The sequence below is a fragment of the Prauserella isguenensis genome (assembly GCF_014191605.1).
Classification (GTDB): domain Bacteria; phylum Actinomycetota; class Actinomycetes; order Mycobacteriales; family Pseudonocardiaceae; genus Prauserella; species Prauserella isguenensis.
Map to the genome: position 1 here is coordinate 52,616 of NZ_JACHWU010000006.1, position 13,491 is coordinate 66,106.

At 69.7% G+C, this 13,491-nt stretch carries 9 protein-coding genes; 6 read left to right on the top strand and 3 right to left on the bottom strand.

Annotated elements, in window-relative coordinates:
- Complete coding sequence (locus FHS23_RS19770) at nt 1–1,557, top strand: acetolactate synthase large subunit (RefSeq protein ID WP_246382490.1); 1,557 nt, start codon at nt 1–3, stop codon at nt 1,555–1,557.
- A 450-nt stretch (nt 1,558–2,007) separates the two neighbouring features.
- Here the strand turns inward: FHS23_RS19770 and FHS23_RS19775 are convergent, their stop codons facing one another.
- Nucleotides 2,008–4,179, bottom strand: coding sequence for a 3-hydroxyacyl-CoA dehydrogenase NAD-binding domain-containing protein (locus FHS23_RS19775; RefSeq protein ID WP_183658238.1), 2,172 nt, complete (start codon nt 4,177–4,179; stop codon nt 2,008–2,010).
- A 15-nt stretch (nt 4,180–4,194) separates the two neighbouring features.
- Nucleotides 4,195–5,406 carry an acetyl-CoA C-acetyltransferase gene (locus tag FHS23_RS19780; protein WP_183658241.1) on the bottom strand — a complete coding sequence of 404 codons (1,212 nt, stop codon included), beginning with the start codon at nt 5,404–5,406 and terminating at the stop codon, nt 4,195–4,197.
- Between the two features lie 163 nt (nt 5,407–5,569).
- Here FHS23_RS19780 and FHS23_RS19785 point away from each other — a divergent pair, with 163 nt between their 5' ends.
- The 4 genes from FHS23_RS19785 (at nt 5,570) to FHS23_RS19800 (ending at nt 10,621) form a co-directional block, all read left to right on the top strand.
- On the top strand, nt 5,570–6,910 hold the full coding sequence (locus tag FHS23_RS19785) for a TetR/AcrR family transcriptional regulator (protein WP_183658244.1): 1,341 nt from the start codon (nt 5,570–5,572) through the stop codon (nt 6,908–6,910).
- Nucleotides 6,911–7,031: 121 nt separating this feature from the next.
- Complete coding sequence (locus tag FHS23_RS19790) at nt 7,032–8,327, top strand: acyl-CoA dehydrogenase family protein (RefSeq protein ID WP_183658483.1); 1,296 nt, start codon at nt 7,032–7,034, stop codon at nt 8,325–8,327.
- A 23-nt stretch (nt 8,328–8,350) separates the two neighbouring features.
- Nucleotides 8,351–9,559, top strand: coding sequence for an acyl-CoA dehydrogenase family protein (locus FHS23_RS19795; protein ID WP_183658246.1), 1,209 nt, complete (start codon nt 8,351–8,353; stop codon nt 9,557–9,559).
- 234 nt (nt 9,560–9,793) lie between these two features.
- Nucleotides 9,794–10,621 carry a mycofactocin-coupled SDR family oxidoreductase gene (locus FHS23_RS19800; protein ID WP_183658248.1) on the top strand — a complete coding sequence of 276 codons (828 nt, stop codon included), beginning with the start codon at nt 9,794–9,796 and terminating at the stop codon, nt 10,619–10,621.
- 157 nt (nt 10,622–10,778) lie between these two features.
- Here FHS23_RS19800 and FHS23_RS19805 read toward each other — a convergent pair whose 3' ends face one another.
- Entirely contained in the window at nt 10,779–12,566 is a 1,788-nt protein-coding gene (locus FHS23_RS19805; RefSeq protein WP_183658250.1) for a thiamine pyrophosphate-requiring protein, read from the bottom strand.
- A gap of 74 nt (nt 12,567–12,640) precedes the next feature.
- On the opposite strand from FHS23_RS19805, the gene FHS23_RS19810 reads away from it, so the two are divergent.
- Entirely contained in the window at nt 12,641–13,489 is an 849-nt protein-coding gene (locus tag FHS23_RS19810; protein WP_183658252.1) for a phosphoribosylaminoimidazolesuccinocarboxamide synthase, read from the top strand.
- Nucleotides 13,490–13,491: the final 2 nt, after the last annotated feature.

The window sequence follows — 13,491 nt, forward strand, 5'->3', positions numbered from 1 at the left end:
ATGAGCGAAGGCATGACGGGCGCGCAGGCGTTGCTGGCCACGTTGGCCGGTGCCGGGGTCGAGGTGGTGTTCGCCAACCCGGGCACGTCGGAGATGCACTTCGTCGCGGCGCTGGAGGCCGAACCCCGCGTGCGCGGTGTGCTCGGCCTCGCCGAGGGTGCGGTCACGGGCGCGGCGGACGGCTACGCGCGCATGACCGCCGCACCGGGTGTCACGCTGCTGCACCTCGGACCGGGCCTCGGCAACGGGCTGGCCAACCTGCACAACGCCCGCCGCGCGCATTCGCCGATCGTCAACGTCGTCGGTGACCACGCGACGTACCACAAGCAGTACGACGCACCGCTGGAGTCCGACATCGACGCCGTCGCCGCCACGCTCGGGCCGGTGTTCCGGTCGACGACGCCCGCGGATGTCGGCAAGGACGCAGCGGCCGCGATCGCCGCCGCGCAGGACGCCCCCGGCAGCGTGACGACCCTGATCCTGCCCGCCGACGCCTCCTGGAGCGAGGGCGGCGCTCCCGGACGGCCGATCACACCCGCCCGGCCCACGCGGTCATCCGCTGTGGACGACGTCGCATCGGCGTGCCGGAGCGGCGACCCGGTGGTGATCCTGCTCGGTGGCGAGGGGTGCCGCGAGCCCGCTCTGCGGGCGGCGAGCCGGATCTCCGAGGCACTCGGCGTGCGACTGTTCGTGGAGACGTTCCCCGCCCGGCTGGAACGCGGGGCAGGCCTGCCTGCGGTGGAACGTCTCGGCTACGTTCCCGAGCAGGCCGAACAGCAACTCGGCGGTGCTCGGCACGTCGTCGTCGCCGGCGCGAAGCCGCCCACGACGTTCTTCGCCTACCCGGGCAAGCGCGGCGATCTCGTGCCGTCCGGCGCCGAGCTGCATACCCTCGCCGCGCCGGGCGAGGACGTCACGACGGCCCTCGAGGAGCTGGCCGACCTCGTCGCACCGGGAGCCGCACCGGCGCCGGCGCCCGCACACCGGCCCGAACTGCCGACCGGCGAGCTGCTCGTGGCCACCTGGCCCGACGTCATCGGCGCGCTGCTGCCCGAGGACGCGGTCATCGTCGACGAGACCAACACCTCGGGCCTGCTGCTCGCCGCCGCGACGGCCGGCGCACCCCGCCACGACGTCCTGTCACTCACCGGCGGCGCCATCGGGCAGGGCATCCCCGTGGCGACGGGAGCCGCCGTCGCGGCGCCGCAGCGGCCGGTGGTCAACCTGCAGGCCGACGGCAGCGCGATGTACACGATCTCGGCGCTGTGGACGCAGGCCCGCGAAGGCCTCGACGTGACGACGGTGATCCTGAACAACCGGGCGTACGCGATCCTGCGAATGGAGCTGCAGCGTACCGGTGCGGGCGACGTCGACCCGGCCAAGGCAGGCCTGTTCGATCTGTCCACACCGGACATCGACTTCACGCACCTCGCCGAGGGGATGGGCGTGCCCGCATCCGTTGCGAACACCGCGGAGGAACTGGCCGACCGGTTCCGCCGGGCCGTGGCCGAACCCGGCCCGCACCTCATCGACGCCCGCATCCCGCCACTGCTGTAACCCGCACGCAGGCCCGCGTGTTGCGCATTCGGGGGCGCGTGTTGCGCGTTCAGGGCCTCGTGTTGCGCATTCAGGGGCGCGTGTTGCGCACTCGCGGGCCCGTGTTGTGCATTCAGGGCTGCGTGGCGCCCATTCAGGACCCCTTGTTGCGGCCCGACGGACTGCGAGACGACACCGACGGCGCACGGCAACGCCGGGATGACTGCCGCGCGAGAACGGGCGATAGGCGGCATCGCAGGCACGAGAACAGGCGAAACCACGCGACGGCACCCCGCAGCATTCCGGAACTCGCAACACGCGCCCCGGAACGCGCAACACGGGCTCCGGAAACTGCAACACGGGCTCCGGGAACGACAACACGGCCCCGGTCGCGGGGATTCGCGACCGGGGCCGTGCCGTTCACAACCGGCTGAGCCGACGGGCGTTCACGCCCGGCTCAGGCCAGAGCGATCACTCGTAGATCTCGCCCTTCTCGGCCTTCGCGACCAGCGAGGCCGGCGGCTCGAAGTGGTTGCCGTAGCGCGCGGCGAGCTCCTTGGAGCGCGCCACGAAGCCCTTCAAACCACCTTCGTAGCCGTTGATGTACTGGATCACGCCACCGGTCCACGGCGGGAATCCGATGCCCATGATCGAGCCGATGTTGGCGTCCTCGACGGTGTTGAGCACGCCCTCGTCGAAGCACTTGACGGTTTCGAGTGCCTCGGCGAAGAGCATGCGCTCCTTGAGGTCCTCGAACGGCACGTCGCCGCTTCCGCTGTCGAACGCATCCCGCAGGCCCGGCCACAGCTGCGTCCGGTTGCCCTCGTCGTCGTACTCGTAGAAGCCCGACCCCGTCGAACGGCCCTTGCGGTCGTACTCGTCGATCATCCGGTCGATGATCGCCTCCGACGGGTGCGCCTCCCACGTGCCGCCCGCGGCCTCGACGGCCTCCTTGGTCTCGAGACGGATCTTGCGCGGCAGCGTGAGCGTCAGCTCGTCCATCAGCTGCAACGGCGGCGCCGGGTACCCGGCCTGCGCTCCGGCCTGCTCGATGGTCGCCGGCTCGACGCCCTCGCCGAGCGCCGCCACGGCCTCGTTGATGAACGTTCCGATGACGCGCGAGGTGAAGAAGCCTCGACTGTCGTTCACGACGATCGGCGTCTTCTTGATCTGCAGCGTGTAGTCGAAGACCTTCGCCAGCGTGGCGTCGGACGTCTTCTCACCGCGGATGATCTCCACGAGCGGCATCTTGTCGACCGGCGAGAAGAAGTGGATGCCGATGAAGTCCTCCTGCCGCTGCACGCCCTCGGCCAGGCCGGTGATGGGCAGCGTGGAGGTGTTGGAGCCGAGCACGGCGTCGGGGTTGACGACGTCCTCGATCTCCTGGAACACCTTGTGCTTGAGTTCGGTGCTCTCGAAGACGGCCTCGATGACGAAGTCGACGCCCTTCAGGTCGGCCGGGTCGGCCGTCGGCGTGATGCGGCCGAGCAGCGCGTCGGACTTCTCCTGCGTGGTCTTGCCCCGCTTGAGTGCCTTCTCCTCGAGCTTGGCCGCGTAGCCCTTGCCCTTCTCGGCGTTCTCCTGCGAGACATCCTTGAGGACCACGTCGATGCCGGCCTTCGCCGACACGTAGGCGATGGCGGCACCCATCATGCCCGCGCCGAGCACGCCAACCTTCTTGGCCTGGTACTGCTCGTGGCCGTCCGGGCGCGACTCGCCCGCGTTGATGGCCTGCAGGTCGAAGAAGAAGGCCTTGGTCATGTTCTTCGCGACCTGTCCGGTGACGAGGCTGACGAAGTAGCGGGTCTCGATCAGGGCCGCCGTGTCGACGTCGACCTGCGCCCCCTCGACGGCGGCGGACAGGATGGCACGCGGCGCCGGCATCGGAGCGCCCTTGAGCTGCTTACGCAGGTTCGCGGGGAACGCGGGGAGGTTCGCGGCGAACTTCGGGTTCGACGGGCTGCCGCCCGGGATCTTGAAGCCCTTCTGGTCCCACGGCTGCACACCGCCCTCGGGGTTCTCCTTGATCCACGCCTTGGCCTTTGGCAGCAGTTCGTCCACGCTGGACACCAGCTCGTCCACCAGGCCGAGCTCCAGTGCCTTGGCGGGCCGGTGCCGCTGGCCCTGCACGAGGACGTTCATGATGGCGCTCTGGATGCCGAGCAGGCGGACCGTGCGGACGATGCCGCCGCCACCGGGCAGCAGGCCCAGCGACACCTCGGGCAGGCCGATGGCCGTGCCCTTGACGTCGGCGACGATCCGGCGGTGGCAGGCCAGCGCGATCTCCAGGCCGCCACCGAGCGCCGCACCGTTGACGGCGGCGACGACGGGCTTGCCCAGCGTCTCCAGCCGGCGCAGCTGCCCCTTCAGTTCGTTGCTCGCTTCCGTGATCTCGGCGGCGTCGTCGGGCGTCGCCTTGATCAGGTCGTTGAGGTCGCCGCCCGCGAAGAACGTCTTCTTCGCGGAGGTCAGCACGACACCGGTGATGGAGTCCTTCTCGGACTCGAGACGGTCGAGCACGACGCCCATCGACTCGCGGTAGTCCGCGTTCATCGTGTTGGCCGACTGCTTCGGGTCGTCCATCGTCAGCGTGACGATGCCGTCGGAGTCCTGCTCCCACCGGATGGTCTTGGCTTCAGTCATTGTTGTCGCTCGCCCTCACACACGCTCGATGATCGTGCCGATACCCATACCGCCGCCGATGCACAGCGACAGCAACGCGCGCCGCTCCTGGCGCCGCTCCAGCTCGTCGACCATCGTGCCGAGGATCATCGCGCCGGTGGCGCCGAGCGGGTGACCCATCGCGATGGCGCCGCCGTTGACGTTGACCTTCTCCTCCGGCAGCTTCAGGTCCTTCATCCACTTCATGACGACCGACGCGAACGCCTCATTCAGCTCGAACAGGTCGATGTCGTCGGTGGTCATGCCCGCCTGCGCCAGCACCTTCTCGGAGGCGGGTGTCGGGCCGGTGAGCATGATCGTCGGGTCGGAGCCGGTGATCGCGGTCGACACGATGCGCGCACGCGGCGTCAGGCCGAGGTCCTTGCCGACCTGCTCGTTGCCGATCAGCACGAGCGCGGCGCCGTCGACGATGCCGGAAGAGTTGCCGCCGGTGTGGACGTGGTCGATCTTCTCCACCTGGTGGTACTTCTGCAGCGCCACCGCGTCGAAGCCGCCCATCTCGCCGATGCCCTCGAAGGCGGGCTTGAGCTTGGCCAGGTCCTCGACCGTGGTGCCGGGACGGCGATGCTCGTCGTGGTCGAGGATCGTCACGCCGTTCATGTCCTTGACCGGCACAACCGACTTGGCGAAGTAGCCGCCGGACCACGCCGCCTCGGCCTTGTCCTGGGAACGGACGGCGAAGCGGTCGACGTCCTCACGGGAGAATCCCTCGAGCGTGGCGATCAGGTCGGCGCCGATGCCCTGCGGCACGAAGTAGGTGTCGTAGTTCGTGGCCGGGTCGGTGAACATCGCGCCGCCGTCGGAACCCATCGGCACGCGGGACATCGACTCGACACCCCCCGCGAGGAGCAGCCCCTCCCAGCCGGAGCGCACACGCGCGGCGGCCTGGTTGACGGCCTCGAGGCCCGATGCGCAGAACCGGTTGAGCTGCACACCCGCGACGCTGTCGGGCAGACCGCCCGCCATCGCGGCGCCGCGCGCGATGTCCGCACCCTGGTCACCGACGGGCGAGACGACGCCGAGGACGATGTCCTCGATCTTGGCCGGGTCCAAGCCCGGGTGCCGGCTCTTGATCTCGTCGATCAGCCCCGTGACCAGGTCGATCGGTTTCGTCCCGTGCAGGGCTCCGCCCTTGTTCTTGCCACGAGGCGTGCGGATCGCCTCGTAGATGAACGCCTCTGTACTCACACCAACGGTCCTTCCTCGCGGCTGACGGCAGGCACGCAGCCGACATGGTCGACAGTGTCCATGCATCCAGATTCGGTGCTAATCGCTACTAACATAATCCGCCTTATTCCCATGGTGTCAATGGGTTGCCAGCCGAAGGCATCGCGCTAAAGTTGTCTCACCTATGGCACCCACACCACCCGGCGGTAAACGGCCGCGCGCGAGCGACAAACGGCCACGTGACCGCAAGACGCAGCTCGCCGCCGTCGCGGCGGAGCTGTTCCGCGGGCGCGGGTACCACGGGGTGGGGATCAACGACATCGCCGCGGCCGCGGGCATCACCGGACCCGCGCTGTACCGCCACTTCAAGGACAAGCAAGCGATCCTCGCGCACGTGCTGCGCGCGGGCCTGGACGAGGTCGAGGCCGCCACGGACGCCGCGTCACCGGACGGCGAGGCACCGTCATCGGACCAGGTGGACACGCTGCTGACCGAGCTGGCCGCCAAGTCGGTCGAACGCCGCGACGCCGCCGCGCTGTGGCGCTGGGAGGGCAGGCACCTCGACAGCGAGACTCAACGTGACCTGCGGGAACGTTCCGGCGCCATGCTCGCGACGTGGACGAAGGTGCTGCTGCGGGTCCGGCCCGCGCTGCCACCCGAGGACGCGGAGCTGTTGTGCTGGGCGGCACTGTCGGTCTTCGGCAGCGTGTCCGTGCACCGCACGAGCGTGCCGAAACGACGGTTCGAGACGCTGCTCGTGGACATCGCCACCCGGGTCCTCGACGCCGACCTGCCCGGAACCGGCAGCGAGGGCGGCCGGGACCCCGCCCCCTCCCCTGCCGGTGCCGCGGTGGGCGGCGACCCGACGTCCGGCGGTGCCTCCGCCTCCGCAGGGGCCGCCGGGGCCGCGGGGGGCGAACCGCTCCCCGCACCGTCACGCAGGGAACAGATCCTCACCGAGGCCACGGAGCTGTTCGCCGCCCACGGGTTCAGTGCCGTCAGCATGGACGACATCGGCCGCGCGGCCGGGATCGCCGGGCCGAGCGTGTACCGGCATTTCCCCAGCAAGGCGAGCCTGCTCGGCGCCATCGGCCGCAGGGCGGGTGACCGGCTGCTGCTTGCCGCCGAGGACGCACTGCGTTCCGACGGCGCATGGCCCGCGCTGCATCGACTCGCCGAGTCCTACGTCGCGACGCTGACCGGCCAGCCGGAACTTCTCGTGTCGTTCTCCGTCGACCGGGTGCACATCGACGAGCGCGACCGCCCCGAGCTGTTGCGCATCCAGCGCGAGTACGTGTCCCGGTGGGTCGGGCTACTCGAAGCCGCGCGCCCCGAACTGGACACCCGCGAAGCGAAGATCACCGTGCACGCGGCACTGACGGTCGCCAACGACCTCACCCGGACACGGCGGGTGAATCGCAGGCCCCACCTACCCGCCGAGCTGGTCAGGCTCATGGGCACCGTCCTGGGCGAGCACGCCCGGGAGCGGGGTGGGGCGGAGCCTGCGGGGGCGGCCGACCCCTGACACCGACGCCCGCGAGGCCCCCTACTGGCGAGTCGCCGGTGTTCGAGTTAACCTACTCGCGAGTAGGTAACCGAAGGGGATGACTGTGGCTCGACAGAATCCGCAGCAGGGGCGCGACGCCATGGGGCTCGGCCTCGCCGCGCTCAACCGGCTGGCAGGCAGCAAGCTGATCGACCGCGCGGGGCTGCGCAAGCCCGTGGAGGACATCGTCTCGTCGGCCACTCGCGCCGGCTTCCAGGCGGTCGGCGCAGCGAATCGCACGTTCAAGGCGACGACGCGGCTCGGCAAGCCCGCGCGCCTCGAGAAGGCTCCCGACTCGGGGCTTTTCGACCTCGAACCCACCGACGAACAGCAGATGATCGTCGAGACGGTCGACGAGTTCGCCGCGGAACAGCTCCGGCCCGCGGCCGCCCAGGCCGACGACAAGCTCGCTCCCCCGGACGGCCTGCTGGGCCGCGCCGCCGAACTCGGCGTGACGCAGATCGGCATTCCCGAAGAGCTCGACGGGGTCGGCTCCGAGCGTTCGGTCGTCACCAACGCGCTGGTCGCCGAGTCGCTGGCGCACGGCGACATGGGCCTGGCCGTGGCGGTGCTCGCACCGTCGGCCGTGAGCAACGCGCTCGTGCAGTGGGGCGACGCCGACCAGCAAGCGGCCTACGTGCCCGCGTTCGCGGGCGAGAACGTGCCGGCCGCGGCGCTGGCGCTGCAGGAACGCACACCGCTGTTCGATCCGTTCGACCCGAAGACCCGCGCGAAGCGCACGCCGAACGGCTACCGGCTTGACGGCGTGAAGTCGCTCGTGCCGCGCGGCGCGGACGCCGAGCTGTTCGTCGTCTCCGCCGACCTCGAAGGCCGCGGCCCCGCGCTGTTCATCGTCGAGTCGTCGACCGCGGGCGTGTCCGTCGAGGCCGAACCCGCCATGGGCCTGCGTAGCGCCGCGACGACGAAGCTCGTCCTCAACGACGTGAAGCTGCCCGCGGGCGCGCTGCTGGGCGGCGGCAAGCGGGAGGTGTTCGCCGACGTCGTGCGCCTGTCCCGCATCGGGTGGGCAGCGCTTGCGTGCGGCACGGGCAAGGCCGTGCTCGACTACGTGATCCCGTACGTCAACGAGCGGGAGGCGTTCGGCGAACCGATCAGCCACCGCCAGGGCGTCGCGTTCCAGGTCTCGGACATCGCGATCGAGCTGGAGAGCATGCGGCTGACGATGCTGCGGGCCGCCTCGCGCGCCGAACAGGGCAGGTCCTACGCCCGCGAGGTCGCGTTGGCCCGCACGCTCGCGACGGACAAAGGCATGCAGATCGGCAGCGCAGGCGTGCAGCTGCTCGGCGGACACGGCTACACCAAGGAGCACCCCGTGGAACGCTGGTATCGCGACCTGCGCGCGATCGGCGCCGTCGACGGCATCGTTCTCCTGTAGAGACAGCGCAGAAAGGGCTTGCTGTGATCAACCTCGAGATCCCCAAGAAGGCCAAGGCGCTGGTCAACCAGGCGCACCAGGCTGCCGCGGAGGTGTTCCGGCCGAACTCCCGCAAGTACGACAGGGCCGAGCACGCGTATCCGTCCGAACTGGACATGCTGGCGTCGCTGCTGGACGGGCTGAACTCGTCCGGCGAGGGCGGCGCGGGAGCCTCCGGTGTCCGCGCGGGCGACGACGACAAGGACAAGGGCAACCGCAACGGCGGCAATCTGTCCACCGTGCTCGGTGCGATCGAGATGTGCTGGGGCGACGTGGCACTGCTGCTGTCGATGCCGCGCCAGGGCCTCGGCAACGCGGCGATCGCCTCGGTGGCCGACGACGAGCAGCTGGAGCGGTTCAAAGGCAAGTGGGCCGCGATGGCGATCACGGAGCCGAGCTTCGGTTCCGACTCGGCCGCCGTGAGCGCCACCGCCGAACTCGACGGCGACGAGTACGTCCTCAACGGCGAGAAGATCTTCGTGACCGCGGGAGAGCGAGCCGACTGCGTCGTCGTCTGGGCGACGTTGGACAAGTCGAAGGGCCGCGCCGCCATCAAGTCGTTCGTCGTCGAGAAGGGCACGCCGGGCTTCGAGGTCGTGCGGCTGGAGCACAAGCTCGGCATCCGCGCCTCCGACACGGCGGTGCTGCGGTTCGAGAACTGCCGCGTGCCGAAGGAGAACCTGCTCGGCAGCCCGGAGATCGACACGAAGACGGGTTTCGCGGGGGTCATGCAGACCTTCGACAACACCCGCCCCATGGTCGCCGCGATGGCGGTCGGCGTCGCGCGGGCGGCGTTGGAGGAGACGAGGCGGGTACTCGAAGAGGCCGGCGTCGACATCGACTACGACAAGCCCGCGAACACCCAGAGCGCGGCGGCCGCGACGTTCCTGCAGCTCGAGGCCGACTACGAGGCCGCGTACCTGTTGACGCTGGAATCGGCGTGGATGGCCGACAACCGCAAGCCGAACTCGCTGCAGGCCTCCATGGCCAAGGCGAAGGCGGGCCGGTCCGGTGTGGACATCACGCTGCGCTGCGTCGAGCTCGCAGGCGTGTACGGCTACACCGAGGAATCGCTGCTCGAGAAGTGGAGCCGTGACGCGAAGATTCTCGACATCTTCGAAGGCACCCAGCAGATCCAGCAGCTCATCATCGCCCGGCGCCTGCTGGGCAAATCGAGCGCCGAACTGAAGTAAGCCCCGCTTCGGGCGAACCTCGCGCCCCCGACGAGGCCTTCCCCATGACCGCCCGGCTGCTCCTCACCCCTGCAGCCGGGCGGTTTCGCTGTTCAGCGTGCCGTCCCATCCGCCCCCGCCCGACCGGCTGCGCCGTACGGCTGTTCTCCCCGGGAGCCCCTGGACCTTCGGCACCCCGTGCCATAACGTCCGCACCAGGGCGCCACCGGAGTCAACGACGACACGGAGATGACCATGGGCAGGTTCGACGGCAAGGTCGCGTTCATCACCGGCGCAGCACGAGGTCAGGGCCGCAGCCACGCGGTGGCCCTCGCCGAGGAAGGCGCCGACATCATCGCGGTCGACACGACCGCGAAGGTCGACAGCATCCCCTACTCCCTCGCCACGGCGGAGGATCTCGACGAAACGGTACGGCTCGTCGAACGGACCGGACGACGCATCGTCGCGTGCGACGCGGACGTCCGCGATTCACAGGCACTCGCCGACGCCGCACGTGCCGGGGTCGACCGGCTCGGCCGACTCGACATCGTCCTGGCCAACGCCGGGATCTTCGGCCACGCACCGTCACTCGAGATGACCGACGAAGCGTGGCAGGACACCATCGACATCAACCTGACCGGCGTGTGGAAGACGCTCAAGGCGTCCGTGCCGCACATCATCGACGGTGGCCGCGGCGGCGCCGTCGTCATCACGAGCTCGGTCGCCGCCGTCCAGGCGAACGCGAACACCGTGCACTACGCCTCGTCCAAAGCCGGTCTGATCATGCTGATGAAGGTCATGGCCAAGGAACTGGCACCGCACGACATCCGCGTCAACACCGTGCATCCGACGGCGGTCGCCACCGACATGATTCTTCACGAATCGCTGTACCGCCTGTTCGCACCCGACGTCGAGAACCCCACGCGCGCCGACTTCGAAGCGGCGGCGCAGGACCTCAACGCCCTGCCCGTGGTCGCCCTGCAACCCGAGGACGTCACCGACCAGGTGCTGCACCTGGCGTCCGACAAGGGCAGGTACATCACCGGGTCGATGCAGATGGTCGAGGCCGGCACCGACCTGTAGCCGGGCGGCGCTACCCATGCGGATCGGCCGGCGCACCGCCACGCCGGCCGACCCGCATGCGCGCCACACGCCCCGGAAACGACAACACGCGCGCTCGAATCCCCAACACGAGCCCGGGAACCCGCAACACGCGCCCCGGAAACTGCAACACGGGGCGTCAGCGGCCGGGGATGAACTCCTGCAGTTTCGTCTTCGCTCCCTGCATGAGGACGTGCCACGTGTTGGGGTCACCCTTGGCGAGTGCCTCGGCGGTCGAGGTCATCTGCTCGAGCGTGGCGTGCGGCGGGATCGGTGGCACCTCGGGATCGCACCGCACGTCGAGCAGCGCCGGACCCCGGCCGCCGAGCACGCGGTCCCATGCGGCACCGAGCTGCTCCGGGTCGTCGATCGACACGGTGTCGAAGCCGAGCGCCGCGGCGAACGCCGCGTACGACATGTCCGGCAGATTCTGCGACTCCTCGAACTTCGGCGCCCCTCCCATCGCGCGCAGCTCCCACGTGACCTGGTTGAGGTCGTCGTTGTGGAACACGCAGACGACGAGCCGCTGGTCGTCCCACAGTTCGCGGTAGCGGGCGATCGTCAGCAGTTCCGTGAGGCCGTTCATCTGCATCGCGCCGTCTCCGACGAGCGCGACGACGGGCCGGCCCGGGTGGGCGAACTTCGCCCCGATCGCGTACGGCACGCCCGCGCCCATCGTGGCGAGCGTGCCGGACAGCGACGCCCGCATCCGACCACGGATCCGCAGATTGCGCGCGAACCAGTTGGTCGACGATCCCGAGTCGGCCGTGATGATCGCGTCCTCGGGCAGTCGTGCCGACAGCTCGTGCACCACCCGCTGCGGGTTCACCGGTTCGGCGCTGAGCATGGCCTGCTGTCGCATCGTGTCCCACCACTGGGACACGTTCGACTCGACACTCGAGCGCCACGACGTCGCGTTCTTGCGTTGCAGTTGCGGCAACAGGGCACGCAGCGTGGCCTTCGATTCGCCCGCCAGGTTCACCTCGGTCGGGTAGCGCATGCCGAGCACGCCGGCGTCGACGTCGATCTGCACCGCCCTCGCCTGGCCGAACTCCGGAAGGAACTGGCTGTAGGGCATGTTCGAACCGACGATCAGCAGCGTGTCGCAGTCGCGCATCAGCTCGTACGTGGGCCGTGTCCCGAGCAGTCCGATCGACCCGGTGACATACGGCAGCTCGTCGGACAGCACGTCCTTGCCGAGCAGGGCCTTCGCCACGCCCGCGCCGGTCAGCTCGGCGACCTGACTCACCTCGTGTGCGGCGTTGCGGGCGCCCTGGCCGACCAGGATCGCCACGCGCTCGCCCGCGTTGAGGACCTCGGCGGCACGTGCGATCTCGTCCTCCGGCGGCACCGCGACCGACCGCGGAGTGCTCGGCGGGGCCGACGGCACGTGTTTGAACTCGTGTTGCGGCGGGCTGTAGGTCTGTTCCTGCAGGTCGCCCGGCACGATCACGGCCGTGACGGTGCGCTGGGCCCACGCGGTGCGCATCGCTCTGTCGAGCGCGTTCGGCAGCTGTTCGGCGGTGTTGACCTCCACCAGGTAGGCCGAGGCCACGTCGGCCAGCAGCGGCTGCAGGTCGACCTCCTGCTGATAGCTGCCGCCCATCGCGGTGCGCGCCGTCTGCCCGACGATCGCGACCACCGGCACATGGTCGAGCTTGGCGTCGTAGAGGCCGTTGAGGAGATGGATCGCGCCCGGGCCCGATGTGGCGAGACACACGCCCACGTTGCCGCTGAACTTGGCGTAGCCGACGGCCGAGAAGGCCGACATCTCCTCGTGGCGCGACTGCACGAACCGGGGCCGGTTGTCGGCCTCGCCGAACGCAGCCACGATGCCGTTGATGCCGTCGCCGGGGTAGCCGAACACCTGCTCGACGTCCCATTCCCGCAGCCTCCGCAGCACCTGGTCGCCGACCGTTTCCGCCATCACTTCTCCCGTCTTCGACTGCTGTCGGCCGTCCCGGGGCTACCCAGCGGGCGCCGCGACAACCCGGTCGTACGATGAGGCGCGTGAAGCACATCCACGCGGGCAAGGTCAGGGATCTGTACGACGACGACGGCGACATCCTGCTCGTCGCCTCCGACCGGATCTCGGTCTACGACGTGACACTGCCGACCCCGATCCCCGACAAGGGTGCCCTGCTCACCCAGCTGTCGCGCTGGTGGTTCGAGCGATTCGCCGACCTGGTCCCGAACCATGTGCTGTCGGCGACGGATGTCCCGGAGGAGTTCGCGGGACGGGCGCTGCGGTGCAGGCCGCTGACGATGGTCAAGGTCGAATGCATCGCACGTGGATACCTGTCAGGGTCCGGTCTGAAGGAGTACCGCGAGCGCGGCACGGTCTCGGGCGTGGCACTGCCCGACGGGCTCGTGGAAGGCAGCAAGCTCCCCGAGCCGATCTTCACGCCGACGACGAAGGCCGACACGGGACACGACGAGGCGATCACCTTCGACGACGTCGTCGCGCAGGAGGGCGGCGAGACGGCGGAACGGCTGCGCGCACTCACGCTGGAGCTGTACCGCGCGGGCGCCGAGCACGCGGCCGAACGCGGCATCATCGTCGCCGACACCAAGGTCGAATTCGGCTGGGACTCCGACGGGGTGCTCACCCTCGGCGACGAGGTACTGACGTCCGATTCGTCCCGCTTCTGGCCTGCCGACGAGTGGCAGCCGGGGCAGCCGCAGCACGCGTTCGACAAACAGTTCGTGCGCGACTGGGCGACCTCGACCGGCTGGGACAAGACCCCACCCGGACCGGAGGTCCCCGCCGACATCGTGGCAGCCACCCGCGCCCGCTACGCCGAGGCCTACGAGCGCATCACCGGCGAGACCTGGCAGACGGCCGGGTAACA

Excerpts from the sequence above, each read along its gene's own strand:
- FHS23_RS19770 (WP_246382490.1), top strand. The coding sequence starts at position 1 with ATGAGCGAAGGCATGACGGGCGCGCAGGCGTTGCTGGCCACGTTGGCC.
- FHS23_RS19775 (WP_183658238.1), bottom strand. The coding sequence starts at position 4,179 with ATGACTGAAGCCAAGACCATCCGGTGGGAGCAGGACTCCGACGGCATC.
- FHS23_RS19785 (WP_183658244.1), top strand. The coding sequence starts at position 5,570 with ATGGCACCCACACCACCCGGCGGTAAACGGCCGCGCGCGAGCGACAAA.
- FHS23_RS19790 (WP_183658483.1), top strand. The coding sequence starts at position 7,032 with ATGGGGCTCGGCCTCGCCGCGCTCAACCGGCTGGCAGGCAGCAAGCTG.
- FHS23_RS19800 (WP_183658248.1), top strand. The coding sequence starts at position 9,794 with ATGGGCAGGTTCGACGGCAAGGTCGCGTTCATCACCGGCGCAGCACGA.
- FHS23_RS19805 (WP_183658250.1), bottom strand. The coding sequence starts at position 12,566 with ATGGCGGAAACGGTCGGCGACCAGGTGCTGCGGAGGCTGCGGGAATGG.
- FHS23_RS19810 (WP_183658252.1), top strand. The coding sequence starts at position 12,641 with ATGAGGCGCGTGAAGCACATCCACGCGGGCAAGGTCAGGGATCTGTAC.